Source organism: Trueperaceae bacterium (assembly GCA_023954415.1).
Classification (GTDB): Bacteria; Deinococcota; Deinococci; order Deinococcales; family Trueperaceae; genus JAAYYF01.
Window position 1 is genome coordinate 277,943 of the sequence record JAMLIB010000002.1, and the last position, 25,300, is coordinate 303,242.

Sequence of the window (25,300 nt, forward strand, 5' to 3'; positions counted from 1 at the left end):
CGTTACCAACTTCATGCGCCCCGGCGCGTCAGCCGAAGAGCCCGGGCTGCTTGGCCGCCTCGTCGCCCAGACCGGGCAGCGCCGTCACCTCGCGGTACTCGAGCCCCAAGGCCCCGAGGCGGTTCAGCGCCGGCGCCGTCACGGCCGGCGCGGCCAGCACGCCGCGCACCTCGCCGGGGTAGCGCGCCCTCACGCTCTGCACGTAACGGTCGAGCTGGTGGACGGCCTCGTGGTTCGCCTTGCCACGCTTGAGCTCGACGACGACGAGGCGCCCATGGCTGTCCCGCGCGAAGAGGTCTATGCCGCCCACGTCGGTCGGCAGCTCCAGGTCGATGACGGTGAGCCCCGGTTCGATGACGTCCGGGTCGCGGGCGAGCGCGCGCTGCATCTCGGCCTCGCTACCCATGAGGACGAAGTTGCCGTTCTCCTCCAGCCTGAGGGCGACGGCCAGGGCGGGCGTCTCGAACGACACCCGCACGAGCTCGGCGGGGTTGTAGCGCTCGGCGACCAGCACGGCGCGCCCGTCCTCGACGGCCACGCGCACCTCGTCCGTCTGCGGTTGCCAGTTGACGGGCTTGACGCCGCGCGGGCCCTGCACCTGGACGCTGCCGTCGGCCTTGACGATCACGACGTAGTCGCCCGCCTCCGCCACACTGGCGGCGCGACCGGTGTACAGGACCTCGCACTCGCCGGCCACCTGCACCAGCTCGTCCCCCGCCCGCAGGTGCTCGTCGAGGAAGCCGGCGAGGTCGTCCGGAGTGGGGTTCTCGAGCAACTCCCTGACCACGGACGCGAGTGTAACAGCCGCGCGCGGCGCGGGCAGGACCGAGCGGCGCCGCCGGCCAGGGCGGGTTGTACACTCACCCTCATGGCATCACTAGGCGCGCACGTCTCCACCGCAGGCGGCATGGCCAAGGCGTTCGACCGGGGCGCCGACATCGGCTGTGACGCCGTCCAGGTCTTCGTCAAGAGCCCCAACCAGTGGCGGGCCCGCCCGCTCGACCCGCAGGAGGTGGAGGGCTTCCGGGCCAGGAGCCTCGAAGCGGGCTGGCCATTGGTCGCGCACGCCGCGTACCTCATCAACCTCGCCTCGGCGGACGAGGAGATCGCCGACAAGTCGCGCGCCGGGCTCAAGGACGAGTTCACTCGCTGCGGCCTCCTCGGCATCGGTGGCCTCGTCTTCCACCCCGGCGCCCACCTCGGCGCCGGCACCGAGGCCGGCATCGAAGCGATCGCCCGCAACATGGACACGGTGCTGGCCGAGAGCGAGGGGGTGGACACGCTCCTGCTCCTCGAGAACACCGCCGGGCAAGGGAGCACGGTCGGAGCGCGGTTCGAGGAGCTCGCCGGCATCATCGCTCTCCTCGACCAACCGGACAGGGTGGGCGTGTGCCTCGACACCTGCCACGCCTTCTCCGCCGGCTACGACGTCTCCACCGAGGAGGGCCACGAGGCGCTGCTCGCCGAGTTCGACCGCCACCTTGGCCTCGCGCGCCTCAGATGCGTCCACCTGAACGACTCGAAGCACCCCCTGGGCTCGCGCAAGGACCGGCACGAGAACATCGGCGTCGGGTTGATCGGCGAGGACGCGTTCGCTCGCATCATCAACGACCCCCGCCTCGCGCATGCGCCCCAGGTCCTGGAGACCCCGCTCGGCGACGACGACGGTGGCCATAGACGCGACCTCTCGCTGCTACGCACGCTCCTCACGAGGTGAAACAGATGCCGGATAGCACCGCCACCCTCCTCGACCCCGCCGCCGTCGACGCCCTCAAGGCGACGCTCGGCGGCATGCTCACGCGCAACCACCGCATCGTGCTGCAGCTGACCGCCGGCCTCTCGGAGGCAGCCGCCCGCGAACCCCTGGTGGCGGACGGAAGCAGCGCCAGGTGGCTGGTCGGACACCTGGTCGGCAACCGCGACTCCATGCTCGAGACCCTGGGCGGCGAGCGCATGCAGGACGCCGCCTTCGGGAAGGCGTTCGGTTACGGCAGCAAGCCGGAAGGCGAGCCGGAGGCCGCGCTCGCCGAGCTGATCGCGGCGTACACGGCGGCGGAAGCGCCCCTGGCCGCGGCCTTGGCGGCCGCGAGCGCCGAGGACCTGGCGCGGCCAGTCGGCAAGACGACCGCGGGCCAGCGCTTCGAGTTCCTCCTGTGGCACGAGACCTATCACCTCGGCCAGCTCATGCTCTACCGGCGCGCGGCGGGGTTGGACAACCCGATCGGCTGAGACGGGCGCCGCGCCCTAGCGCGCCAGCCGCCACGTCCCGTCGCGGATCTCGGCCAGCACGTAGGCGCGAGCGTCGAGCCCCTGGTGGTCGGTGCCGGTGAAGTCGAAGACGCCGCCGATCCCGGCGAACGGTCCCATGGCCTCGAGGGCGTCGCGCAGCGCGCCGCGCGTGCCGACGCGGTGGCTCAAGTCGAGGCGGCCCGTATCCTGCACGTAACGGGCGGCCGAGACGATGGCCTGGACGGCATCGTAGGCGTGACCGGCGAAGGTGGAAGGACTCGTGCCCGGATACGCGGTCTCGTAGTCCGCAAGGAACGCCGCCGTGACGTCGCGGGTCGGGGCCGTGGCGGCCAGGTCGTCGAGGACGAGCAGCGGGCCGACGGCCAACCGCACACCCTCTGCCGCGGCGCCGGCCAGTTCGATGAAGCGGTCGTTGCCAACGCCGTGGCTGACGTAGATGTCGCCCCCGTAGCCGCGGTCGCGAAGCTCGCGCACCATGCGCGCGGAGTCGTCGACGATGCCCCAGACGAGCACGGCCTGCGGGCGCGACAGGAGCGCGGCGAGCGCCGGCGCCGTGTACGACTCGGCGTCGGCCTCGTAGCGCACGACCTGGTCGAGATGGATGTTCGTGCTCATGAGCTGGAGCTGAAGCTCGACCAAGCCGCTCTCGCCGAACGCGTCGGCGAGGCCGAGGAACACGACTTCGTTGATGCCGCGCGCTTGCATGTCCGCGACCACGCCCGAGAGGATGAGGCGATCGGTGGGAACGGTGGTGAAGACCCAGCGCCTCGACTCGGCCGGCTCGGCGATCGGGGCGGCGGCCGCGAGGCTGATGAGCGGCACGCCCGCCGACTGGGCGAGCGCGACGACGGCGAGGGCGCCTACGGAGCGCGTGCAGCAGATGATGGCGTCCACCCGCCCCTCGTTCAGTAGGCTCTTGACGTGCGCGATCGTCTGGTCGAGGGAGGAGCCGTCGTCGAGGACGGTGATGTCCAGCTTGACGCCCCGGCCGATACCGTCGGCGGCGTACTGGCGCTGCAGGAGCTCGAGGGCGGCGGCTTCGCCCTCGCCGAGGGCGGCCGAGCCGCCGGTGCGCGAGACCACAGCGCCGACACGCAGGACCTGCTCCTGAGCGTGGGCGAGGCCGGGCAGGAAAGCGGCTGGGGCGAGCGCGGCGAGGCCTGAGAGTGCGAAGGCGGCTGTCGCGATGTGGGCGGCGCGTCTGACTATGTCAAACATGGTCCCCTCCGGAGGACGGCGGTGGGCTCGGCGCCCACCTCTTGCGAGACGATTGGCGACTGCCTAAGTTCCTACCACGATGTTGCCATGGCGCGAACGCCCCCGGGTAGCCCGCCTGGGCGGCCCGGGCACAACGCCGCACGCCAGGCGCGGCGGGGACGCGCCTTTCTCACTCAACCGCGGCGCCGCAGGAAGTCGTCTATCAGCGCCCGAGCGCCGGAGGTGTCGTAATCGCGGCGCAGGGCCGCCTGGTTCCTGACCGGGTCCCCGAAGAAGTACTTCTCGTAGAGGTTCTGGCGCCCGCCGAAGGCCGAGATGCTCATGTCCCACGCCAGCCGGAAGAGCCGGAGCCGGTCCTCGGCCGCGAGGTTGCTCGCCTGCAGGTAGCGGTCGATGGCGTCGGCCATCGGGCCCTGGCGCTCACGTTCGCTCGGCAGCATGATCAGGCCGCTGGCGCCGAGGAGCTGCAAGACCTCCACGAGGCGTGGGTAGACCTGCGGGAAGTACGCCCTCGCGGTGGCCAGCGCCGCCTTGTCCGGCGTCATCGTGCCGTACTCGTCCGGAGCGGCGAGCTCCTCGGCCTGCGTCTTGAGCGCCTTGAGCACCTCGAGGACCGTCACGAGCTCGGCCAGCTTTAGCTGCACGTGCTCGAAGCGTCCGCTGCCGATGGCCGCCACGATGAGCTCCGCCACGCCCAGGAACGCCTCCGCCTTGACGATCTTGACGTTCAGGACCTGATGGCCCATCTGGTAGGCGGCGTTGGTCGCTCCGTACATGCCGGCGGCCAGGTCGGCGTCGCCCAGGAGGAAGACGCGCTCCCACGGCACGAGGACGTCGTCGAACGTCACCAAGGCGTCGAGCTCGTCGAAGCGCGCCCCGAGCGGATGGTCGGTGAGGTTGCGCCGCTCCTCGAGGGGCTCGCGCGCGATGAACGTGAGGCCCGGCGTGGAGCACGGGACGGCGAACGCGAGGGCGTAGCGCTCAGGCTCGACGGCGGTGCTGCCGGCCGGCGGCGGCATGATCAGGAGCTCGTCGGCCACCGGGAGCGTGGCGAGCATGCGCGCGCCGCGCACGACGACGCCTGCGCTCGTCTCGCGCACGACGCCGAGGGCGATGTACGGGTCGTGCAACCGGTCGCTCGGCGCGGCGCGGTTGACCTGCGGGTCGGTGAGGGCGTGGGTGAGGCAGAGATCGTGCTCGCGCACGTGCTCGAAGTAGCGCCTCAGGTTCTCCCCGAACCGCTCGCCGCAGCGCGCGAAGTACGGCGCCGCGCGGGCGCACGCCATCAAGTTCACGTTCAGGTAGTCGGGGCTGCGCCCGAGGAAGCCGAGCGAGTAACGGGCCCATGCGCGGTGCATCTGGGCGCGGGCGCGCAGGTCGTCCTTGGTGAGCGGCTCGATGAAGCTCATGCCCACCTGCGCGCCGCTCGCCGGGCTGGCGAACGTCATCGCGCAGCCGAGGTCGGCGCTCTGCTGCAGGTCGTACAGGTCGGCGATGGCGCGCGCCGCGGCGGCGGTGGCCCGATGCGCCGTCGGGTCGAGGACGCGCTCGCCGTCGACGTAAAGGTTGGGCGGGTCGCGCCTCAGACCGTCGAGGAACTGTTGTCCGTCGCGCGCCGGCACCGCTCGTCGGCCCTCAGGCGAGGGGCGCCCGCACCGCGTCCTTGCCGGCCTCCCTGATGGCGTAGAGGAGCCGCACGGTGGCCTCGGTGCCCTTCTCCATGGCCGAGAGGCGGAAGAACTCGTTGGGCGCGTGCAGGCCGTTGTCCGGCTCGCCGAACGCGAAGTAGAGGCACCACATGCCGAGGACGCTGCCGAACTGCTCGGCCACAGGGACCGTCCCGCCCGTGAAGGTCGGGAAGGGGCGCTTGCCGTACGCCGCCTCCATGGCTTCGCCGGCGATCGCCAGGACCGGGTGGTCCAGGGGCATGAGGTAGGCGCGGCCCTTGCCGGCCATGGGCTTGACGTTCACATTCACGCCGGCGGGCGCGTGGCGCCGGATGTGCTCCGTCAGCGCGGCCACGACCTTGTCGGGGTCCTGCCCGACCACGAGGCGGCACGTGATCTTGGCGTGCGCCTCCTTGGGGAGCACGGTCTTGATGCCCCCGCCCTGGTAGCCGCCCCACATGCCGTTGACCTCCAGGGTCGGCCGCGCCACGCGGCGCTCCGCCGGCGTGTAGGCGGGGTCGCCCCACCAGCCGTCCAGGCCCAGGTCGGCGGCGCCGCTCCCTTCCCCCGGTACGGCCGCGATGGCGCCGCGGAGCTCAGCGCTGAGCTCCGGGATGCCGTCGAAGAACCCTTCCACGAGGACACGCCCGTCCGCGTCTTGCATGCTCGCGAGGATGCGCGCGAGGGCCATGATCGGGTTGGCGACGGCGCCGCCGTACATGCCTGAGTGCAGGTCGGCGTTGGCGCCCGTGACGCTGACCTCGACGCCGGCCAGCCCGCGCGAGCCGACCGTGACCGACGGGATGCCCACCCCGAAGATGCCGCCGTCGGCGCTGATGGCGAGGTCGGCGGCGAGCAGCTCGGCGTTCTCGGCGAGGAACGGAGCGAGGTTCGGGCTGCCGATCTCCTCCTCCCCCTCGACGAGGAACGTGACGTTCACGGGCGGCACGCCGGAGGCCGCCGCGCTCGCCTCGACGGCGTGGAGGGCGATCATGACGCCGCCCTTGTCGTCACTCGCGCCGCGACCGTAGATGCGCCCCTCGCGGATCTCCGGCACGAACGGCTGCGAGTTCCACAGCTCGAGCGGCTCGGGCGGCTGCACGTCGTAGTGGCCGTAGACGATGACGGTAGGCGCGTTCTCGTCGTGGTGCCAGCGGGCGACGACGACCGGATGCCCCTTCGTCGGCATGACACGTACGTCCGGCACTCCGGCGCGCTCGAAGCGCGCCGCCAGCCAGCTGGCGGCCTCGTCGATGTCCTGCCTGTGCTCGGGCGCCGTGGAGACGCTCGGCACGCGCACGAACTCCATCAGCTCCTCGGCGTTCCTGGCTGCGCCCGCCTTGGCCGACTTGACGGCCTCTTCGACTGCCTGGCTCACTGGTCACACCACCCTTTCGAGGTTCCGGCTCAAGGCTCCGGCAGCCGCCGGTAAGCGCTGCCGAAGTAGACGAGCGGCGCGCCGTCGGCGTAGCGGAGGGCCTCGACCCTACCGACGAAGAGCGTGTGATCGCCGACGTCGAAGCGCTGTTCGGCGCGCAAGACGAGCTGCGCGATAGCGCCCCGGATGACGGGGAAGCCGTCGTACTCCTCGTACGGTACACCGACGGGCTCGACGGGCCGGCCGGCGAAGTGGTCCGAGACGGGCGCCTGGTCCGCGGCGAGGACCGAGACGCCGAAACGCGTCGCGCCCATCAGGGTCGCGTGCGCCCTGGCGCGCTTGTCGATGGACACCGCGACGAGCGGCGGGTCGAGCGACAAGGACAGGAAGGCGTTGACCGTGATGCCGAAAGGCCGCTCCTCGCCGTCCGGCGTCGTGCCGAGCATGGTGACGACCGTGATGCCGGTCGCGAAACGGCTGAGGGCGGCGCGGAACTCGCGGCCGCCGACGGCCGCGCCGGAGAGCTCACCGACCGTGAGCCCGGGGGCGACACGCCGGTGTCCGCCACTCTCGTCGGCGGCGCTGCTTGCGGTGAGCGGATCGGAAACCATCATCGAACGATCAGGCTATCCCTTGTGCGGCAACGAGCCAATCGTAGTGGAACACAATCACCAGGCGAAAACTGTTCGGAGATACAATCCGGCATGGCCGTTCCGGAGCCCGACTCGCCCTTCCAGTCCGGCGCGCCGTCCAGCCAAGCGGAACCGGGGGCTCCGTTGAGCGCGCTCCTGGAGGACCAGCGGCTGGGGCTGACCCTCGTGAGCGGCGATCCCGCCCGCCGGTTCCTTGACGTCCGGTGGCCGGAGCGAGAGCCGGACCGGCGCTGGCTCGAGCCCGGCGACCTGCGCCTGACGAGCGCCGGGGCGCCGGACGGCGCCTCGTTCGAGCCGCTCGTGCGCTCCGGGCCGACCGCCATCGTGTACGCGCTCACCCCGTCCGACCGGCGCCTCCCCGATGGGCTGGCGGCCCGGGCTCGGTCCGCGGGGGTCGCCCTCGTCAGCGCACCGCCAGCGACCGCCCCGGAGCGGGTCGAGGCCGCCGCTCTGCGCCTCCTGGGCGCCGCACCGGCTGCGGCGGCGGCCGTCCACGCGCCGCAAGCCTTCCTGCTCGCCGCGTTGGAAGGCGTCAAACCGGAGCGAGGTCTCCTGGAGCGCCTCCATGAGCTCACGGGTGCCGACCTCGTGCTGCTGAGCCCCGCCGGCGAGGTGGTCGCCAGAGCCGGCGCGAGCGGTTGGCGGCCGCGGGCGGACGCCCCGGCCGGCTCCTGGACGGAGGGCCGCATGCGTCTGGACGGGCGAGAGGCGCTCCTCTACCGCGTGAACGCCGAAGGTAGGCTCCGCGCCGTCCTGCTGGCCTTCCCCGACGGACGGCGGGACGCGCGGCCTTGGACGGAGTTCGCCCGCACGCTGCTCGGCCTGGCGTACGAGCGCAGGGCGGCCGAAGCGCTCACCGCGCGCGCGGAGCGCGCGGGCCTCCTCGCCCTCTGGTTGGCGGCTCCGACCGCCGCCGGTCTAGGCTCTCGCCTAGCCGCGCACGGCTTCGGCCCACGGACCCAGTACCGCGTGGCGGTCGGGGACGCCGGGGCGGCGACCGCTCAGGCCAACGCGGTCGGCGACGACCACTTCGCGCAGCGCGGCGTCCCGGCGCTCTCGGACGTGCGTGACGGGCGCGTCGTATGGCTGTTCGCGGACACGGTCGGCCCCGCCGCCGGGGTCTCCCCCCATGCGGCCGCGCTCCTGCTGGCGCTGGCTGAAGCCGGGCTCGCTGGCGGCGAGGGAAGGGGCGCGAGAGGTGACGGTGAGCGTGGCGGCGCTCCGCGCCTCGGCATCAGCGAGGCGGTCGAGGGCCTCGTAGCGGCGCCCGAGGCCTACCGGCGGGCGGCGACCGCCCTGGAGCGGGCCGCGCCGGGCAGCGTGAAGGCCTACGAGCCCGACGTGGTGGCGGAGCTGCTGGGCCGGCAACCGCCCGAGCAGCTCCGGGCGCTGCGCGAGACGGTGCTGGGCGGGCTCACCGCCGGCGACCCGCACGGCAAGCTGCGCGCCACGCTCGAGGCTTACCTGCGGGGGCGCGACCTCGCGGGCCTCGCGGAGGAGCTCGGCGTGCACGTGAACACGCTCCGCTACCGCCTGAAGCGCGTCGAGGAGCTGCTCGGGGCGTCCCTGACGGACCCGGAGACCCTCGCGAAGCTCTGGCTGGCGACGCGCGGGGTCGACCAGTCCTGACCGCCGCGCGCTCCGAGGCTCCGCGGGGCGCGAGTGCGCCGGGGCAACCCGTCCACCATCCGCCGCCGGGACCCGTTCCAGCACCGGTCTGTGGCAGGCGCGGTAGGACCACGCGCTCACCGCCGTACAATCGCGTCCGGAGGCGACGATGGCCAAGGTCCACCTGCTAGGCACGGGGGCGGCACTGTCGGACAAGAGCAGGACCACGACGATGCTGGCGCTGGAGGGGGAGACGAGCCTGCTGCTCGTCGATTGCGGCGGCGACGCCGCCCAGCGCCTCCTCGCCAACGACCTCGACCTGTCGAAGGTGAGCGGCCTGATCGCCACCCACGAGCACGCCGACCACGTCGGCGGCTTCGCGCTCCTCATGGAACGGCTGTGGCTCGCCGGCCACAAGCGGAAGTTCGACGTCTACGGCATCCGCTCGGCCCTAGACCAGGTGCGCCGCATCCACGACGCCTTCGACACGGCGGAGTGGCCGGACTACCCTGAGATCCGTTACCACGAGGTCGAGCGCGCCCTGGGCGCGCCGGTCCTGACGAACGAGGACTTCGAGATAACGGCCGTGCCGGGCGACCACGCCGTGCCGGTCATAGGCCTGCGGGTTACGGACGAGCGTTCTGGCAGCGTCCTCGCTTACTCGTGCGACACGGAGCTATCCGAGGCGGTCGTCGAGGGCGCGCGCGGGGCCGACCTGCTCGTCCATGAGGCGAGCGGGGCGTTCCCCGGCCACTCCACGGGCGCCGACGCCGCCGCCGTGGCTTCTCGGGCGGGCGCCAAGCGCCTGGTCCTTGTACACATCCCGCCGCAACGCGACGGCGGGGCGGGGCTCCTCGCCTCCGCCAGGGCCGGGTTCGCCGCCGCCGAGCTCGGCGAGGACGGCGACGTGCACGAGTTCTGACGCGCCGGCGTCAGGGTCCCGCCGCTGACCCGACCCGCGACGGTCCTCGAACCACGCGCCCCGACCCGGGGTTCCTGGCTCAGTAGCCCGCGCCGGGGAGGAGCTCGCGGTCTTCGGACCCGGCTTCCGCCCGCTGCCGCTTCAACTCCTGCATGGCGACGACGCTCAGGCGGGCGATGGACGTGACGCGCGCTCGAGCGACGACTTCGTCCGGTTCCCAGTAGTCGAGACCCGCGCCCTCCGCGAGCACCAGCTCCTCCGTCGCGGCGTCGATGGCCGCGAGGAAGATGTGGTACTGCGCCGGCCAGCCCTCGTAGACGAGCAGGGGGCGGAAGTGGCGCACGTGGAAGCCGATCTCCTCGGCGATCTCGCGGCGCATGCCTTCGGCCGGCGTCTCGCCGACGTCCACCCCGCCGCCGAACAGCGACCACTCGCCGGGCGAGACGATGCCGGGCTTGTCGTCGCGCAGTTGCAGCAACACGCGGCCGTCCGGGTGCAACAGCACCGCTCCGGCGACCACGCGGCGGCCGTCCGGCAGCCGGACGTCGGGTTCGGCTCCCGCCGTCACATCGCCTCCAGGTAGGTGTAGCCGACCAGCTCGCGGTCGTACAGCTCGAGGAACTCCTCGACCTCGTCCGTGTCGAGGACGCCCTCGGCGCGCAGCTCCTCGGCCTGGCGTTGGACGGCGGCGTGCAGCTCCGGGGTCTCGTACCCCATGTTGTGGATTACGCGGCGCGCCTTCTGCCCCTCGACGTACAGCTCGACGTGCGCGCCGTCCTTGCCGAGCCGCACGTGTGCCTCGTTCACGCGCCCGAAGAGGTTGTGGGCGTTCGCGAGCACGTCCTGGTACGCGCCGGTCAGGAAGACGCCGAGGTAGTAGGGCTGGCCTTGCACGAAGTCGTGGACCGGCAGCGTGGAGCGCACGTCGCGCAGGTCGATGAAGCGCTCGATCTTGCCGTCCGAGTCGCAGCTGATGTCCACCAGCGTAGCGTTGCGCGTGGGCCGCTCGGCGAGGCGCTGCAGCGGCACGATCGGGAAGAGCGTCTTGATGGCCCAATGGTCCGGCAGGCTCTGGAACAAGGAGAAGTTGACGACGTACTTGTCGGCGAGCATCTGCGGGAGGAGCTCGAACTCCTCCGGTACGTAGTCGAGGCCGGCGACCACCTTGGCGACGCGCTCCAGGAGGCGGTTGTAGAGCTGCTCGAAGTGGGCCCGCTCCAGGAGGCTGAGGTAGCCGAGGTCGAAGAGGCTGTGCATGGTCTCCTTGTTGGAGACGGCCTCGTTGAAGACCTCGCGGTAGGTCTTGACGGTCACGGCCTTGTCGAGCTCCTGCATGTCGCGCAGGAGGGCGTGGACCTCGCCCGTGAGCGGCGGCAGGTCGACGCCCGTCCGGGTCGGCCCGATGGCGTCGACGACCGGCACGATCACGACGGAGTGGTGGGCCGTCAACGCCCTCCCGGACTCCGTGACGATGACCGGGTGCGCCACCTCCCACTCCTGGCACGACTCCATGATGGTGTAGACCACCGTGTCGGCGTACTCGCGCAGGCCGTAGTTCGCCGAGGTGTAGTAGGTCGTCTTCGACCCGTCGTAGTCCACCGCCAGGCCGCCGCCGACGTCGAGGTACTTGACCCCGACGCCCATCTCGGCGAGCTCCACGTAGGCCTGGGCGGCCTCGCGCACGGCCGCGCGGATGCGCCTGATATCGGTCAGCTGGCTGCCCACATGGCAGTGCAGGAGCACGAGGCGGTGGCCGAGGCCCTCCGCCTGCACGCGCTGCGCCACGGTGATGAGCTCGGAGGCGGTGAGGCCGAACTTGGCGTCGTCGCCGCCGGACGCCTCCCACTGACCGCTGCCGCGCGCGTGCAGCTTGAAGCGCACGCCGAGCAGCGGCTCGACGCCGACCTCCTTGCTGATGCGCAGGACGCGCTCCAGCTCACCCGCCTTCTCAAGCGTGATGATGACGTTGCGCCCGAGCTTGCGGCCCCAGAGGGCCAGGCGGATGAAGTCGTCGTCCTTGAAGCCGTTGCAGCAGATGAGCGCGTCGTCGTGCGTCTCGTGCGCGAGGCACAGGGCTAGCTCCGCCTTGCTCCCCGCTTCGAGGCCCGTGCGGTACTTGGCGCCGTACGACGCGATGGTCTCGACGACGACCCTGCGCTGGTTGACCTTGATCGGGAAGACGCCCTGGTAACGGTTCTGATACCCGGCCTCCGCTATGGCCGCGGCGAACGCTTCGTTGATGCGGTCCATGCGGTCCTCGAGGATGTCCGGGAAGCGCAGCACGATGGGCAGAGCGTGACCTTCCGCGAGGAGCCCATCCACGATCTTGGTGAGTGGGACCGCAGGCGAACCCTTCACCGACACCGTGAGCTCGCCCCGTTTCGAGACCCCGAAGAACCCGCTCGACCACGCCTTGATGCTGTAGAGCTCGTCGGCGTCCGTGATGCTGAAACCTGGGTCGAGGGTGGGTCTGCTCACTTCTGGTCCTCCACTTGGCGGGTGCTCAGCCGTGCTGCTTTGGGCTACTCGGTCGGGGCGCGGCGCGGCCTGGCGCGCGGTTCGTTCAGGGCGCCCATACCGCCGGCGGGGCGGGCGCCTTGTCGAACGGATTACGCTAGCACTTCCCTGGGAAAGGTTGGGGCACGCAGGGCGGACCACCTAGCGCTGCAGGAGCGCCCTTGCTCCGCACGCATGCTCACCACTATTGATAATTGCACCGGGAGGATTATCAGTAGTGATGATTACGAAGGTGATGGACGATCCCAGCAAGGCTCTCGCGGAGGCGGTGCTCACCCCGGGGTTGCCCGGGCTCCGCGGCGGAGACAACGATGTCGGACCTTAAGGTCCGCGACGATCGGATGGACCATGCCGATCGCCTCGAGGATGTCTTCTAGACGCAAGAGCCGGTTCGGCGGCAAGGCTCGCTGGCCGAGATCGAGCCGCATCGACTTACACATCTATGTGATAGCACACCAATGTGCAAGCACGCAGATGTGTAATATAAGGCGTGGAGCACGAACCGCCTCGCCTGATCGACCGCCGGCGCGAACTGGCTCTGCTCGCCGAACTCCTTCAGCGGCCCGGCCCGAGCTTGGTCCTGGTCACGGGCCGTAGGCGGGTCGGGAAGACGTTCCTACTGGCCAACGCCTGGCCCTCCGAAGCTACGTTCCTGTTCACAGCCACGGAGACCACTCCAGACCAGAACCGCCGCCAGCTGATCCTCGATCTCGCAGCCTGGACCGGTTCAGATCTCCGCCCGGAGGACTACCCGACGTGGCGGTCGGTATCGGACCTGCTGTGGAGGGTTCGCGAGCGTCGGCCTCTGGCCATCGTGCTCGACGAGTTCCAGTACCTTGCGGATGGCCCACGGGGCTTGGCCGAGGTGACCTCGGCCATCAACGCGACGTTGGAACGGCATGCCGTCGATCGACCCTTCGTCCTCGTCTTGAGCGGCTCCGCCGTGTCGACCATGGAAGGGCTCGCCAGTGGCGGGGCGCCCTTGTACGGCCGCCTCGCCATGCACCTGCGCCTAGAGCCCCTGTCTGCTTTCGATGCCGCCGAGTTCGTACCCGGCTGGACCCTACGAGACAAAGCGACCGGCTACGGCATCCTCGGAGGGACCCCCGCCTATTGGGCCGCGATGGACCCGAAGGAGGGTCCAGCCGAGAACGTGGCCCACCTACTTTTGGCACGCGAAGGCACCCTACGCCTCCAGCTCGACACGCTCCTGGCCCAAGAACGGGGTCTGCGTGACACATCGGCCTACAACGCCATAGTGAGGGCCGTAGCCGGCGGAGCTACCACCCGGCCTCGGATCGCGGATGCCAGCGGCCTGAGAGCCGATACTTCGCTTCTGCGGCGCCTGGGTCAGCTGGAGGAGATCGGGCTCCTCCGCACCGTCGAGGTCATCGAAACGCCCGCCAACGCCCCCACTCGTTACCGCTTGGCCGACCCCGCGCTGCGTTTCTTCCACGTGTTCGTCTCGCCGTACACCTCGCTGCTAGAGCGCTCCGACCCCCACCAGGTCTACGCCCAAGTAGTGGCACCCCGCCTCGACACGTTCATGGGCTTGGCCTTCGAGGACCTCGTCGCTCCAACGTACGAGCGGCTACGCGACCCGCGAGGGCTTCCCCTCGTCGAGCGCTGGTCCAGATGGGAAGGCCGCGACCGCAGCGGCCGGTCGCTTGAAGTCGACGTCGTCGCTCCCCTCGTCGACAAGCGCGTGATGACCGGGGCCGTCAAGTACTCTCGGACCCCGATAGGACCCTCCGTCTTCTACGATCACCTCGCTGCGCTCCAGCGCGCCGCAGACGCAGGCTTGAAGTGGGCGCACCAAGCCATGAACGACGGGCCGTTGATCTTCATGTCGGCCACCGGGTTCACCGAACGCTTCGCCGCCGCAGCCAACGCTTACAAGGCGCCCGTCTTGGCCTGGTCGCTGCAAGAGGTCTACTCGGCGGTGTAGCAGGAAAGCCCTCTATCGAGGACCGTACCGCCCGACAGCGACCAAGTCGACCTTACATACAAGGCTGCAAACAGTTAGAGATCAGCCGCTTCGTCCACGATCTGGCGTAGGCGTGGCACCGAGGCCGGCAGGTTGCGAATAGCGGTCTCCCAGACGGTTTGCGCTTCGATACCGTCGTCCGCCGCCAACCCCGTCGCACCACGCCACCTACTAGCCTTGAGCATGCTCGCCGAGCACCGACCGGTGGTGGCCAAGACCGCCATCGAGCAGGCGCCAGTGATCGAGTTGGAGGGCCTCTCCAAGAGGTACGGCAGCGTCTCGGTCCTCAACGCCTTGAGCATGCGCGTGCCGGCAGGAGGGTACTTCGCGCTCGGCGGCGCCTCTGGTGCGGGCAAGACCACGCTACTCGGCATCCTCGGCCTGCTCGAGACCCCGACCGCGGGCGAGTACCGGTTCCACGGTGAGCCCACAAGCACGTTGAGCGACCGCCAGCTTTCGGAGCTGCGTAACCGCGCCTTCGGCTTCGTCTTCCAGCAGTTCTCGCTCGTCCCCAGCCTGAGCGCGTGGCAGAACGTTGCCCGACCCCTGACCTTCGCCGGCGTGCCGCGTCGCGAACATAGACGGCGAGCGCTGGAGTTGCTCGACCGTCTGGGGCTTGCCGCGCGGGCCGAGCACAAGCCCTCGCAGCTATCCGGCGGCGAGCAACAGCGTGTCGCCATAGCCCGCGCACTCATCAACGACCCCGAGGTCATCCTCGCCGACGAGCCGACGGGCAACCTGCCAAAAGAGCTGTGGGGTCAGGTCCTCGACATGCTCGAGACCGGCTGGAGGAACGGCAAGACCGTGATCGTGGTAACCCACGAACCCGCGGTGGCGGCAAGAGCGCAGCGAATAGTGCGGCTACGTGACGGTCGGCTCGAACGCGAGCGCGGCGAGGCAGTCAGCCCGCCCGTACGCTAGCGGACGATCTGATCCGGCCGAGCGAGAGCTAGGTCTCAACATAGAACCTAACGTGTGTGTCAGCACATGCATGTGCAGGCTAGGTCCTGGCGCACACCGCACCCACAGCTCGTGGACCGGCGAACGTGGGTTGGCCGATATCGCCTCCGCGACCGGCGCTAGCTGGAGGTCGACGTGGTCGCGCCACTCGTCGACGAACGGGTCGTGACTGGCGCCGGTCTCGACGTGGTCGCGCGAGGACGTTCACTCGGCGGATCAGACTCCGCCTCGCAGGATCAAAGCATGACGCGCTCTCCTGGTAATGCAAATGCATTACGCTGGGCTCGAAAGGGAGGCCCCGATGCCCCGCCAGAACTCTGCCGAAGTCTTGGTCGACGAATCGACGCTCACGAGCCGCGGGCAGACGACCATCCCCGCCCCCATCCGCAAGGCGCTCCGGCTCGGTCCCGCCGACAAGCTCCGTTTCTCTCTCAGGGCCGACAACACGGTCGTCCTGAGCCGCAGCCCCGAGGCCACCAGCCTCGACCCGGTGATCGGAGCGTTCCTAGATTTCATCGAGCGAGACGCCAGCGCCCGACCGGAACGTATCGGCATGATTCCAGATGATCTCATGGCAAGGGCTCGCGACCTCACAGCGGGAGTCGACGTGGACTTGGGCGCTCCGCTCGACCCCGAAGATGAATGAGCCGGGCCGCGGTCGAGCCGCTAGTAGTGGCGGGCTGGCGACTCTACGCTCATGACCTATTCCTCCGTCAGCTCGAGGACCTAGTAGAGGCGGTGGAAGCGGAGCGGTCACGCGACCCCGAGGGGTACGTGAGGAAGGGCTCGACGAAGCGGCTCGCTGCCATCGTCAAGCTCGCGTTCGAGGTCATACCCCAGGACCCTACTCGACCTGAATACCGTCTAGGCAGCACGCTAGGGCTCAGGCCCAAGCACTGGTTCCGCGCCAAGTTCTTCCAGCAATACCGGCTCTTCTTCCGCTTCAGCGTGCAGGAGAGAGCGATAGTGTTCGTCTGGGTCAACGACGAGGGAACCAAACGCTCTTACGACTCGAGAGCCTACGCCTACCGTACGTTCCGGAAGAGGCTCAAGAGCGGCAACCCACCTGACGACTGGGACGAACTCGTTCGCAACGTAGAGCAGAACACCGAGCGCTTCCGCAGAGCAGCAGGAGGGCGCTGACCGGAGGCCGGCTCCTTGCCCGGTCATCCGCCCGAACCCGCACGTAGCCAACAAAGCGTCCCCCGACCAGCGCGCACCGTCGCTCCGGCCTAAACTGGCACAAGCATGTCCACGACCCCGTACCCCACCCCAGCCTCGCTGGGCTACCGCATGCCCCCGGAGTGGGCACCCCACGCCGCCACCTGGACGTCATGGCCGTTCGACGACGTCCTCTGGGTCGGCCAACTGGAAGGCGTGCGGCGCGAGTTCGCCGACCTCGTCGCCACCATCGCGCGCTTCGAACCCGTGAACCTCAACGTGCGCGACGACGAGGCGGAGAAGGACGCAAGGGCGCGCATCGAGCAGGCCGCGGCCGCGCTCCACGGCGAGCAGGCCGGATCCGTCCTCGCCAACGTCCGCTACCACCGCCTGCCCCTCAACGACGTGTGGTTCAGGGACAACGGGCCGCTCTTCGTGCGGCGCGCCCAGGCCGCCGCGAGCACCGGCTCGAGCACCGCGGGAACGACCGGAAGCGCCGCCGCGGGAGCCGGCCACGTCGCCATGACCGACTGGTCCTTCAACGCCTGGGGCAAGAAGTACGCCCCCTGGTCGGACGACGACCGCGCGCCCGCCACGCTCGCCGCGCGCCTCGGCATGCGCCGGTTCGTCGCGCCCGCCGTCATGGAGGGCGGCTCTCTCGAACTGAACGGCCACGGCGTGTGCCTCACGACGCGCTCGTGCCTCCTGGAGCCGAACCGGAACCCGGACCTCGGCCCCGCGGACCTGGAGCTGCTGCTCCGCGACTACCTCGGCATCACGCAGCTCGTGTGGTTGGAGGAGGGCCTCGAGGGGGACCATACGGACGGCCACATCGACACGATCGTGCGCTTCACGGACGACGGCACGATTGTGTGCGCCGTCGAGCCGCGCGCGGACGACCCCAACCACGCCACGATGGCGCGCAACCTGGAGCAGCTCCGGAGCCTGCGCACGCCGGCAGGCGCGCCGTACCGGGTCGTCGAGCTCCCCCTCCCGCTCAAGCGCATGGAGCTGGAGGGCGAGCGCCTTCCGCCCACCTACGCCAACTTCTACGTCGGCAACGGCTTCGTCGTCGTGCCGCAGTACGGCGACGCGAACGACGAGCAGGCCCTGGCGATCCTGCGGCCGCTCTTCCCCGGCCGCGAGGTCATCGGCCTCAGCGCCGTCAGCCTCATAACGGGCGGCGGCGCCTTCCACTGCGTCACGCAGCAACAGCCCCTAGGAGAGGTCGAACGTGCCTGAGCCCAAGAAGAGCCCCGAGCTGGTCCGCCTCGCCGTCGTCCAGATGAGCTGCTCGCACGTTCTGGAGGAGAACCTGGCCAAGGCGGAGGCGTTCGTGCGCGAGGCGGCGGCCCTGGGCGCCGACGTCATCCTCCTGCAAGAGCTCTTCGAGAACCTCTACTTCCCGCAGCTCGAGCGCGAGGAGCTGTTCGCGCTGGCGCACCCCATGAAGGGACACCCGTTCATCGAACGCTTCGCGAAGCTCGCCGGTGAGCTCGGCGTGGTGCTGCCCGTCTCCTTCTTCGAGCAGGCCGGGCAGGCCTACTTCAACAGCCTGGCGATGGTGGACGCGAACGGCGCGGTGCTGGGCCACTACCGCAAGAGCCACATCCCCGACGGCCCCGGCTACGAGGAGAAGTACTACTTCAACCCCGGCGACAGCGGCTTCAAGACGTGGCGCACGCGCTTCGGCAACATCGGCGTCGGTATCTGCTGGGACCAGTGGTTCCCGGAGGCCGCGCGCATCATGGCGCTCAAGGGCGCCGACCTGCTCCTCTACCCCACCGCCATCGGCAGCGAGCCCGACGAAGCGGGCGGGCTGGACACGCGCGACCTGTGGCGCCGCGCCATGCTCGGGCACGCCGTCAGCAACGTGGCTTACGTGGCCGCCGCGAACCGCGTGGGGCGCGAGGGCAGCGCGACGTTCTACGGCTCGTCGTTCATCTCGGACTACGCGGGCGAGCTGCTCGCGGACGCCGACCGGACCTCGGAGACGATCCTCACCGCCGACCTCGACCTGGCGGCGGCGCGCACGCGCCGCGCGGGCTGGGGCTTCTTCCGCGACCGGCGGCCGGAGCTCTACCGGGCGTTGCTCACGCTCGACGGGGAGGAGTAGCCGTAGGCGGCCCACCGCCGTTCCGGGTGCCAAGCCAGGCGCCCTACTGAGCTCCTCTACCGCCTGGGTGGAGAGTTCCTGGTTGAAAAAGGATCGCTCGCGCCTTGTTAGCGACCCTGGTTCTCGTCCTGCTGCCTACGCTCAACCAGGGGGAGCGGGCGGTACATCCGTCGCGAAAGGGTCGACCATGAGGACGCCATCCATCTCTGCGCCCGATGCCATGTCTTGTGTCAGGAGGGCCGGTATCTGATTGAGCCTCGCCACAGCCCACATCTGGGCATCGAAGAACGAGAGCTTGTGCCGACTCACGCCCCGTAGGGCCTCGGCGACGATGGCAGGCGTAACCGGGAAGACGTAGAAAGCGCGCGCCAGCGACTGAACGTGCTCCAGGGCATCATCAGGGTGCCAACGTGGCGTCAGGCGACCGAGGCAGACCCGAGCGACCTCGGTGAGTGCCTGGGTCGAGAGGGCGCCTGCACCCGTAGCGATCAGGTAGTCGAGCCAAGCCACGGCTCGCGCGCGCTCGTGAGGTCTCGACCCGTCCAAGGCGTACACGAGGACGTTGGTATCTATCAGGTAATCGGGTACACGCTTAGCGGTCACCATGTCCCGCCATTTGCTCCAAACGCTGGTCGTAAAGCTCGTCCCGAGAGAAGGGCGCGTCCAGTCTGGACGTACGGCTAGACCACGTGACTCGCAACCTGGCTATGGCTTCCTCGCGCCCAGGCATCGAAACCGCAGCGACCCGTCCCCCGAGCGCCGCGTCCAACGCGCGCCTGACCAACTCCGCCTCCGATACGCCCAAGGCATCCGCCCGGTTCTTCAGGGCGACGTCCTGCGCTTCCGTCAGGTAGAGCTGCTTCCTGACCATATACATCATTATACATCACAGCGACCGGGGGCAGCGATCGGGTCGCCATATGCCCCGGCGCCCTAGTCCAAATCCACGAACCTGACCCCCGCCGGCGCCGCGCCGCCCGCGTACATGGCGCGCACGACCTCGGCGTGATCGGCCACCACCTTGTCGCGCCGGATGCTCAGCTTCGGCGTCACGGAGCCGTCCGCCATCGTCAGCTCCTTCAGCACGGCCGCCGCGCGCTTCACGCTCGACCAGTCGGGCATGCCAGCGTTCGCGCGCCGGACAGCCTCGCGTAACGCGGCCGCCACGTCGGCCTGCTCGAGCACGCTCTGGGTAACGGGGCCGTAACGCTGCGCCAGCACCTCGCGATCGAGGAACAGGAGGGCCGCGCAGAACTTCTCGCCGGGACCGACGACGATGGCCGTGGCGACCAGGGGGTCGGCCTCCAGGCGCTCGGTGATGGGGTCGGGCATGACGTACTTGCCCGTGGAGAGCTTGAAGAGGTTCTTGAGGCGGCCCGTGATGGCGAGGTAACCGTCATCGTCAAGCTTTCCGAGGTCGCCCGTGTGGAACCAGCCGTCTGCGTCGATGACCTTGGCCGTCTCGTCCGGCCTGGCGAAGTAGCCGAGCATGACGTGCGGGCCGCGCGTGAGGATCTCGTCCTCGTCGCTGATGCCGATCTCGACGCCCGGTATGGCCTCGCCGACCGTGCCGGCGCGGTTGCGGCCCGACCGGTTGAAGCAGATGACGGGGCTCGTCTCCGTCAGGCCGTAGCCCTGCAGCACGTCTATGCCCGCGGCGCCGAGGCGGTTGACGAGCTCGCCGCGCAGCGCCGCCCCGCCGACGATGATCGTCTTGAGCCGCCCACCGAGGGCGGCGCGCCACTTCGAGTAGACGAGCCTGTCGAGCAGGGCCCGCTCGGCGGCGGCCAGCCCCCCGGAAGGCTTGCTCACGTCGAAGGCGTCTGCGAAGGCCAACGCCCGTGCGTAGAGCACCTTCTTGACGCCCGTGAGCGTGGTCCCGACGGCCTCGATGCGCTCCCACGACTTCTCGAGGACACGCGGCACGGCCGCCATGAACGTGGGGCGCACCTCTTGAAGGTCCTCGCGCACCGAGTCCGTCGTGCCGAAGTAGACGGTGGAACCGAACCACATGTTCGCGTACATGAGGGTGCGCGCGAAGATGTGCGTGAGCGGCAGGAAGGAGAGCACGGTCTCCTGGGCGCCCGAGAGGAACGTGGGCAGGTCCGTGAGGGAGGCGATGGCGTTGCTCGAGAGGTTCTCGTGGCTGAGCATCACGCCCTTCGGCGAGCCCGTCGTGCCGGACGTGTAGATGATCGTGGCCACGTCGCTCGCCTGCTGGCCGGCGGCGAACGTCCGGATCAGGTCTGGGCGCCGCTCCAGCTCGCGTTCGCCCCTGGCGATGATGGCCGCGTAATCCGTGACGAGCGGGCCGCCCTCCTCGGGCCAGCCGGCACCGCCCGCCACTGAGGGTGCGCCCTCCGTGGCGGGCGCACCCTCAGTTGGCGCGCGCCCGCCGACCGCCGAAGCGTCGCCACCCCCAGGCACCGGCGCGTTCCCGCGCGGCGAGCCGGCGGCCGGCGCCAGCAGCTTCACCCCTGCGAGGCCGCGCGTCGCCTCGAGCATCCGCGCGAGCAGCGCCTCGTCAGAGGCCAGCACGGCCGCGCAGCCGCTCTCGCTCAGGATGAAACGCATGGCGTCCGGCGTATGCGTCAGGTAGATGGGCACGTCGACGAGGCCGGCTATCAGGCAGGCCATGTCGGCGAGCACGAAGCTCATGTCCGAGTGCGTGAAGAGGGCGACGCGGTCGCCGCGCTCCAGCCCCATGGAACGCAGGCCGGCCGCCATGGCCTCCGCCTTGCGCTTGAGCTCGCCGTTCGAGAGCGTCGTCCAGGGAGCCCCGGGGCCGCCGGGCTTACCGGGCACCGCCGACGGCCGGTCGTTGAACGCGCGCCCGTTCGGCCTCTCGGAGACCGCCTCCGCGAGCAGCGCCGGCAGCGTGCGGCCAAGCTCCAGGCGCCCGGGTCCCGACGTCCATCGCGCCGTTCTCACGACCATCTCGACCCTCCTAACGGCTCACGAGCGACGTCGGCCCAGGTGGTCGCCTCCCACGCTCACGTGCGGAGGGCCGCGCTTCGGCGCTACCTACGCCTTCTGAGCGCCTCCCGCCTGCGCCGCGCGCGACGCCTTCTCGGCGAAGTCTCTCGCGAACAGCTTGATCTCGCTCGCCAAGCCGGCGTCGTTCGTTGCCTTGCGGTAAGTATCCGCCATGGAGAGGAAGGTCTGGAAGAAGAAATCGTTCATGTCGTCGACCGACATCTCCTTGACCCAGAGGTCGATGCGCAGCGCGTTGCGCTGAACGCCGTCCCACAACGACAAGATCATGGCCCCGGCGTCGTGCTGGCCCGGCTCCGGGGAGTCGTCGGCCTGCCAGCGGATGGCCTCGATGCCACTGTCATCCATGTCTACGGCCAGGCGGATGTGGGAAGACTTCGACATGCCCGCATGGTAACTGCAGCGCGGCGCGGCGCACGGTATCTTCGAGGGCGAGCCGGCACCGGCGCGACGGCATGAAGCGCAGGGTGGTTCGCACCGCAGGGTGGCGGTAGCCGCTTGCGGTGACTACCGCCCACGGTCGCCGCCCACCATGGAGGGAACCTCATGAAGGGACTCATACTCGCAGCCGGCCTCGGCACCCGCCTGCGCCCGATAACCAGCCTCAAACCGAAGCCGACGATTGCGGTGGCCAACAAGCCGCTCATCCACCACGCCGTCGACAACCTGGTCGAGGCCGGCGTGCGCGAGATCGGCGTCGTGGTCAGCTACCTCACGCTCAACTCCATCAAGGAGACGCTGGAGGGCTACCCCGGCGTGCGCTTCGAGTACATCATGCAGAACCCCCCGCAGGGCCTGGCGCACGCCGTCAAGGTCTCGCGCGAGTTCCTCGGCGACGAGTCGTTCGTCATGTACCTCTCCGACAACCTCTTCGAGCACGGCATCACGGAGTTCGTGAACCGCTTCAGGCCGGGCGAGAGCAACGCCGTCATGGCGCTCGTGCCCGTGACCCGCGAGGCGGCCAAGTCGCTCGGCGTCGCCGTGGTGGACGGGGAGCGCATCACGAAGCTCGTCGAGAAGCCGGCCGACCCGCCGAGCACCCTGGCCGTGGCCGGCGTCTACGTCTTCGACTCGCGCATCCACGCCATGATCGAGGGGCTGGCGCCGGGCGCCAAGGGCGAGTACCAGATCACCGACGCCATCCAGCGCCTCATCGAGGCGGGCGACGAGGTCGTGCCCGTCACCGTCCGCGGCTGGTGGAAGGACACGGGCCAGGCGGACGACATCCTCGACGCCAACCGGCTGCTGCTCACGCGCCTCAAGCGCGACGTGCAGGGCGAGACGGAGAACGCCACCCTCATCGGCGAGGTGGTCATCGGCGCCGGCGCGGTGGTGAAGGACACGACGGTGTTCGGCCCCGTCATCATCGGCGCCGGCGCGCACGTCGAGCGCGCCTACGTCGGGCCGTTCACGGCGATCGGCGACGGCTGCACCGTGCGCAACGCTGAGCTCGAGTACTCGGTGGTGGGCAACCGCACCGTGATAGACGGCGTGAAGCCACGCATCCAGGCCAGCCTCATCGGCGAGGACGTGACCATCACGGGCCACGACTCGCGGCCGGCCACGCACCGCATGGTCGTGGGCGACGAGAGCCGGATCGCGCTGCACGAGTAGCGGCGCCGACGGCCTGAAGCCGGGCGGCGGGTCACGCCAAGCATGAGGCGGGTCCCAGCTAACGAGTCGGCGTCAGCAGTAGCCCGCCCCTCCCGGGCACGACCCACGCCCCTTCCCCCTGCTCCACCACTGCGCCGGTGAGCGCGTCCCGGCACCGCCCCACGGGCAGCGCCCCGGACGGCACCGCCGTCGCCCCATCACCCACGTTGACGACCGCCCACACGGGCGGCTCGCCCTCCAGGCGGCGCTCGACCACCACGAGGCCATCCGCGGGCGCGCTGACCGCCGTGGCGCCCCGCCGCAGGGCGGCGAGCTCGCGACGCGCGCTCGTCAGGGCGCGGACGTAGCCGAGCAGCTCGGCGTCCCACCTACCGCCGTCGTCCCACGGCATACCCGCCCGGCAGCCCGGGTCGTGCCCGCCGCGCAAGCCGAGCTCGTCGCCGTAGTAGATGCACGGCGCGCCCGGCCAACTGAACTGGAGCAGCAGCGCGAGCCGCACGGCGCCGGCGTCGCCCCGCAACGACGTCGCCAACCGCGGCGTGTCGTGCGAGCCGAGCAGGTTGAGCTGCGAGCGCACGGCCGCCGCCGGGTAGGCGGCCAGCAGGCGCGCGGCCGTCTCCGCGAACGCGGCCGCCGACAGGCGCTGGACGCCGTTGAGGCCGCTCCGCGCCAGCTCGTCGTGAGCGAGGTCGCGCCCGACGAGCCCGAAGATCGCGCGCGTGAGTTGGTAGTTCATCACGCCGTCGAAGATGTCGCCCTTCAGCCAGCGCCCGGCCTCGTCCCAGATCTCCCCGACCAGGTAGGCCTCGGGGTTCACGGCCCGGCAGCGCGCGCGGAACGCGCGCCAGAAGTCGTCGTCGTCGATCTCGTTGGGCACGTCGAGGCGCCAGCCGTCCGCCCCGGCCGCCAGCCACTTCTCCGCGACCTGGTAGATGAACTCGCGCACGGCGGGCGTGGACGTGTTGAACTTCGGCAGCGCGGCCAGGCCCCACCAGGCGTCGTAGCCGAGCTGCCCGCCCCCGTAGGCGTTCAAGGGGAAGTGGCGCACGTGGAACCAGTCGAGGTACGCGCTGCTCGGGCCGTTCTCCATGATGTCGTGGAACTGCAGGAAGCCGCGGCTGGCGTGGTTGAACACGCCGTCGAGCACCACGCGCATGCCGCGCCGGTGGCAGGCGGCCACCAGCTCGTCCAAGGCGGCGTTGCCGCCCAGCATGGGGTCGACCTGATGGAAGTCCTGCGTGTGGTAGCGGTGGTTCGAGCCAGAGGCGAAGATCGGGTTGAGGTAGAGGGCCGTTACGCCGAGGTCGTGCAGGTAGTCGAGCTTCTCGACCACGCCGAGGAGGTCGCCGCCCTTGTAACCGTGCAGTGTGGGCGGGGCATCCCACTCCTCGAGGTTGCTCGGCTTGTGAACTCGTGGGCTACGTGCGAAGCGGTCGGGGAAGATCTGGTAGAAGACGGCGTCTTGCACCCACGCCGGCCAGGTGTCGCTTGCAGACATGGCGGGAATGCTAACCCGCTGGCCTTCCGGGGTTACGCTCCGCTAGTGATCCTGCCCCGGCGCCCCCTCTCCTGGCGCGTCTTCCTCCTCCGCCTGCTGCAACTCAACGTCGGCCTCGTGATCTACGGCCTGTCCGTCGCGCTCATGGTCAGCGCCGGCATCGGGCTGGGGCCGTGGGACGTCTTCCACCAGGGCATCTCGCGGCTGACGCCGCTGAGCATGGGTCAGGCGATGATCCTCGCGGGGCTGGCGGTCCTCGTCTACTCCGTCATCGGTCCGAAGGTGAGGATCGGCATCGCGACCGTGCTGAACATGGTCCTGATCGGCGTGTGGTGCGACGTCTTCCTGGCCGTCCCCGGCTTCCCCCACGGCACGAGCTACCTGCTCGGCGTGCTGCTGTTCTGCGTGGGCATGGTGCTCTGCGGCGTGGCCACGGGGCTCTACATCACCGCCGGCCTCGGCGCCGGCCCCCGGGACGGCTTCGTGCTCGGCGTCGCGAAAGTGACGGGCGCCAAGGTGCGGACCGTGCGTACCGTCACCGAGATAGCGGTGTTCGCGCTCGGCTGGCTGATGGGGGGCACCGTCGGGTTGGGCACGGCGCTCTTCGCGCTGACGGCCGGCCCGCTGATGCAGTTCTTCCTGCGCGTCTTCCGGTTCTCCGGGCGCGCCCACGCGGCTCTCGAGGCGCGCCTCAAACCAGGCACCCTAGCCGGTGCCGGCGCCGGCGCGCGGTTCGAGAAGGGTTAGCGGTCACACG

General features: G+C 70.1%; 23 protein-coding genes. 12 read left to right on the forward strand and 11 right to left on the reverse strand.

Features of this window, described 5'->3' with window-relative positions; translation table 11 throughout:
• Window positions 1-28 precede the first annotated feature (28 nt).
• Entirely contained in the window at window positions 29-787 is a 759-nt protein-coding gene (gene nucS, locus M9914_03665) for an endonuclease NucS (GenBank protein ID MCO5173267.1), read from the reverse strand.
• Window positions 788-868: 81 nt separating this feature from the next.
• On the opposite strand from nucS, the gene M9914_03670 reads away from it, so the two are divergent.
• Window positions 869-1,717: a deoxyribonuclease IV gene (locus M9914_03670; GenBank protein ID MCO5173268.1), complete on the forward strand. Its 849-nt coding sequence runs from the start codon at window positions 869-871 to the stop codon at window positions 1,715-1,717.
• Between the two features lie 5 nt (window positions 1,718-1,722).
• Entirely contained in the window at window positions 1,723-2,229 is a 507-nt protein-coding gene (locus M9914_03675; protein ID MCO5173269.1) for a DinB family protein, read from the forward strand.
• 15 nt (window positions 2,230-2,244) lie between these two features.
• Here the strand turns inward: M9914_03675 and M9914_03680 are convergent, their stop codons facing one another.
• From M9914_03680 to M9914_03695, 4 genes are all read right to left on the reverse strand, one after another.
• A complete protein-coding gene (locus tag M9914_03680; protein ID MCO5173270.1) occupies window positions 2,245-3,468 on the reverse strand; it encodes an ABC transporter substrate-binding protein in 1,224 nt (407 codons plus the stop codon).
• 173 nt (window positions 3,469-3,641) lie between these two features.
• A complete protein-coding gene (gene hpaB / locus M9914_03685; protein ID MCO5173271.1) occupies window positions 3,642-5,090 on the reverse strand; it encodes a 4-hydroxyphenylacetate 3-monooxygenase, oxygenase component in 1,449 nt (482 codons plus the stop codon).
• A gap of 13 nt (window positions 5,091-5,103) precedes the next feature.
• Window positions 5,104-6,513, reverse strand: coding sequence for a dipeptidase (locus tag M9914_03690; GenBank protein MCO5173272.1), 1,410 nt, complete (start codon window positions 6,511-6,513; stop codon window positions 5,104-5,106).
• A 29-nt stretch (window positions 6,514-6,542) separates the two neighbouring features.
• Window positions 6,543-7,127 carry a flavin reductase family protein gene (locus tag M9914_03695; protein MCO5173273.1) on the reverse strand — a complete coding sequence of 195 codons (585 nt, stop codon included), beginning with the start codon at window positions 7,125-7,127 and terminating at the stop codon, window positions 6,543-6,545.
• Window positions 7,128-7,217: 90 nt separating this feature from the next.
• On the opposite strand from M9914_03695, the gene M9914_03700 reads away from it, so the two are divergent.
• Window positions 7,218-8,795, forward strand: coding sequence for a helix-turn-helix domain-containing protein (locus M9914_03700; protein MCO5173274.1), 1,578 nt, complete (start codon window positions 7,218-7,220; stop codon window positions 8,793-8,795).
• 148 nt (window positions 8,796-8,943) lie between these two features.
• Window positions 8,944-9,696, forward strand: a complete 753-nt coding sequence (locus tag M9914_03705; protein ID MCO5173275.1) for an MBL fold metallo-hydrolase — start codon at window positions 8,944-8,946, stop codon at window positions 9,694-9,696.
• 79 nt (window positions 9,697-9,775) lie between these two features.
• Here the strand turns inward: M9914_03705 and M9914_03710 are convergent, their stop codons facing one another.
• A complete protein-coding gene (locus tag M9914_03710; GenBank protein ID MCO5173276.1) occupies window positions 9,776-10,264 on the reverse strand; it encodes an NUDIX domain-containing protein in 489 nt (162 codons plus the stop codon).
• Complete coding sequence (gene speA / locus M9914_03715) at window positions 10,261-12,174, reverse strand: biosynthetic arginine decarboxylase (protein ID MCO5173277.1); 1,914 nt, start codon at window positions 12,172-12,174, stop codon at window positions 10,261-10,263. The genes M9914_03710 and speA overlap by 4 nt, the downstream gene beginning before the upstream one ends.
• 529 nt (window positions 12,175-12,703) lie before the next feature.
• Here speA and M9914_03720 point away from each other — a divergent pair.
• The 6 genes from M9914_03720 to aguB all read left to right on the forward strand — a co-directional run bounded on the left by M9914_03720 (window position 12,704) and on the right by aguB (window position 18,437).
• Window positions 12,704-14,161 carry an ATP-binding protein gene (locus tag M9914_03720; GenBank protein MCO5173278.1) on the forward strand — a complete coding sequence of 486 codons (1,458 nt, stop codon included), beginning with the start codon at window positions 12,704-12,706 and terminating at the stop codon, window positions 14,159-14,161.
• A gap of 222 nt (window positions 14,162-14,383) precedes the next feature.
• Complete coding sequence (locus tag M9914_03725; GenBank protein ID MCO5173279.1) at window positions 14,384-15,121, forward strand: ABC transporter ATP-binding protein; 738 nt, start codon at window positions 14,384-14,386, stop codon at window positions 15,119-15,121.
• Between the two features lie 340 nt (window positions 15,122-15,461).
• Window positions 15,462-15,806 (forward strand): type II toxin-antitoxin system PrlF family antitoxin, encoded by a 345-nt coding sequence (locus M9914_03730; protein MCO5173280.1) that lies wholly within the window; start codon window positions 15,462-15,464, stop codon window positions 15,804-15,806.
• Window positions 15,803-16,303 (forward strand): type II toxin-antitoxin system YhaV family toxin, encoded by a 501-nt coding sequence (locus tag M9914_03735; GenBank protein ID MCO5173281.1) that lies wholly within the window; start codon window positions 15,803-15,805, stop codon window positions 16,301-16,303. Before M9914_03730 ends, M9914_03735 begins: the two co-directional genes overlap by 4 nt.
• A 105-nt stretch (window positions 16,304-16,408) precedes the next feature.
• The gene (locus tag M9914_03740) at window positions 16,409-17,563 is read left to right on the forward strand and encodes an agmatine deiminase family protein (protein ID MCO5173282.1); all 1,155 of its coding nucleotides are present in this window, start codon (window positions 16,409-16,411) and stop codon (window positions 17,561-17,563) included.
• The gene (gene aguB, locus M9914_03745; protein ID MCO5173283.1) at window positions 17,556-18,437 is read left to right on the forward strand and encodes an N-carbamoylputrescine amidase; all 882 of its coding nucleotides are present in this window, start codon (window positions 17,556-17,558) and stop codon (window positions 18,435-18,437) included. The genes M9914_03740 and aguB overlap by 8 nt, the downstream gene beginning before the upstream one ends.
• A 141-nt stretch (window positions 18,438-18,578) precedes the next feature.
• Here aguB and M9914_03750 read toward each other — a convergent pair whose 3' ends face one another.
• From M9914_03750 to M9914_03760, 3 genes are all read right to left on the reverse strand, one after another.
• Complete coding sequence (locus tag M9914_03750; GenBank protein ID MCO5173284.1) at window positions 18,579-19,043, reverse strand: PIN domain-containing protein; 465 nt, start codon at window positions 19,041-19,043, stop codon at window positions 18,579-18,581.
• Window positions 19,044-19,370: 327 nt separating this feature from the next.
• A complete protein-coding gene (locus tag M9914_03755; protein MCO5173285.1) occupies window positions 19,371-21,374 on the reverse strand; it encodes an AMP-dependent synthetase/ligase in 2,004 nt (667 codons plus the stop codon).
• Between the two features lie 87 nt (window positions 21,375-21,461).
• The gene (locus M9914_03760; protein ID MCO5173286.1) at window positions 21,462-21,815 is read right to left on the reverse strand and encodes a hypothetical protein; all 354 of its coding nucleotides are present in this window, start codon (window positions 21,813-21,815) and stop codon (window positions 21,462-21,464) included.
• A gap of 162 nt (window positions 21,816-21,977) precedes the next feature.
• Between M9914_03760 and M9914_03765 the strand changes: the two genes are divergently transcribed.
• Window positions 21,978-23,045: a glucose-1-phosphate thymidylyltransferase gene (locus M9914_03765; protein ID MCO5173287.1), complete on the forward strand. Its 1,068-nt coding sequence runs from the start codon at window positions 21,978-21,980 to the stop codon at window positions 23,043-23,045.
• Window positions 23,046-23,103: 58 nt separating this feature from the next.
• Here M9914_03765 and M9914_03770 read toward each other — a convergent pair whose 3' ends face one another.
• On the reverse strand, window positions 23,104-24,543 hold the full coding sequence (locus M9914_03770; protein MCO5173288.1) for an alpha-amylase family glycosyl hydrolase: 1,440 nt from the start codon (window positions 24,541-24,543) through the stop codon (window positions 23,104-23,106).
• Window positions 24,544-24,588: 45 nt separating this feature from the next.
• Here M9914_03770 and M9914_03775 point away from each other — a divergent pair, with 45 nt between their 5' ends.
• On the forward strand, window positions 24,589-25,290 hold the full coding sequence (locus tag M9914_03775) for a hypothetical protein (GenBank protein ID MCO5173289.1): 702 nt from the start codon (window positions 24,589-24,591) through the stop codon (window positions 25,288-25,290).
• Window positions 25,291-25,300: the final 10 nt, after the last annotated feature.

Bases quoted from the DNA above. Each gene is read 5' to 3' on its own strand.
- M9914_03755 (MCO5173285.1), bottom strand. From the start codon at position 21,374: ATGGTCGTGAGAACGGCGCGATGGACGTCGGGACCCGGGCGCCTGGAG.
- M9914_03670 (MCO5173268.1), top strand. From the start codon at position 869: ATGGCATCACTAGGCGCGCACGTCTCCACCGCAGGCGGCATGGCCAAG.
- M9914_03700 (MCO5173274.1), top strand. From the start codon at position 7,218: ATGGCCGTTCCGGAGCCCGACTCGCCCTTCCAGTCCGGCGCGCCGTCC.
- M9914_03765 (MCO5173287.1), top strand. From the start codon at position 21,978: ATGAAGGGACTCATACTCGCAGCCGGCCTCGGCACCCGCCTGCGCCCG.
- M9914_03770 (MCO5173288.1), bottom strand. From the start codon at position 24,543: ATGTCTGCAAGCGACACCTGGCCGGCGTGGGTGCAAGACGCCGTCTTC.
- M9914_03695 (MCO5173273.1), bottom strand. From the start codon at position 7,127: ATGATGGTTTCCGATCCGCTCACCGCAAGCAGCGCCGCCGACGAGAGT.
- M9914_03705 (MCO5173275.1), top strand. From the start codon at position 8,944: ATGGCCAAGGTCCACCTGCTAGGCACGGGGGCGGCACTGTCGGACAAG.
- M9914_03725 (MCO5173279.1), top strand. From the start codon at position 14,384: ATGCTCGCCGAGCACCGACCGGTGGTGGCCAAGACCGCCATCGAGCAG.
- M9914_03740 (MCO5173282.1), top strand. From the start codon at position 16,409: ATGTCCACGACCCCGTACCCCACCCCAGCCTCGCTGGGCTACCGCATG.
- M9914_03730 (MCO5173280.1), top strand. From the start codon at position 15,462: ATGCCCCGCCAGAACTCTGCCGAAGTCTTGGTCGACGAATCGACGCTC.
- M9914_03675 (MCO5173269.1), top strand. From the start codon at position 1,723: ATGCCGGATAGCACCGCCACCCTCCTCGACCCCGCCGCCGTCGACGCC.
- M9914_03760 (MCO5173286.1), bottom strand. From the start codon at position 21,815: ATGTCGAAGTCTTCCCACATCCGCCTGGCCGTAGACATGGATGACAGT.
- M9914_03680 (MCO5173270.1), bottom strand. From the start codon at position 3,468: ATGTTTGACATAGTCAGACGCGCCGCCCACATCGCGACAGCCGCCTTC.
- M9914_03735 (MCO5173281.1), top strand. From the start codon at position 15,803: ATGAGCCGGGCCGCGGTCGAGCCGCTAGTAGTGGCGGGCTGGCGACTC.
- M9914_03750 (MCO5173284.1), bottom strand. From the start codon at position 19,043: ATGGTGACCGCTAAGCGTGTACCCGATTACCTGATAGATACCAACGTC.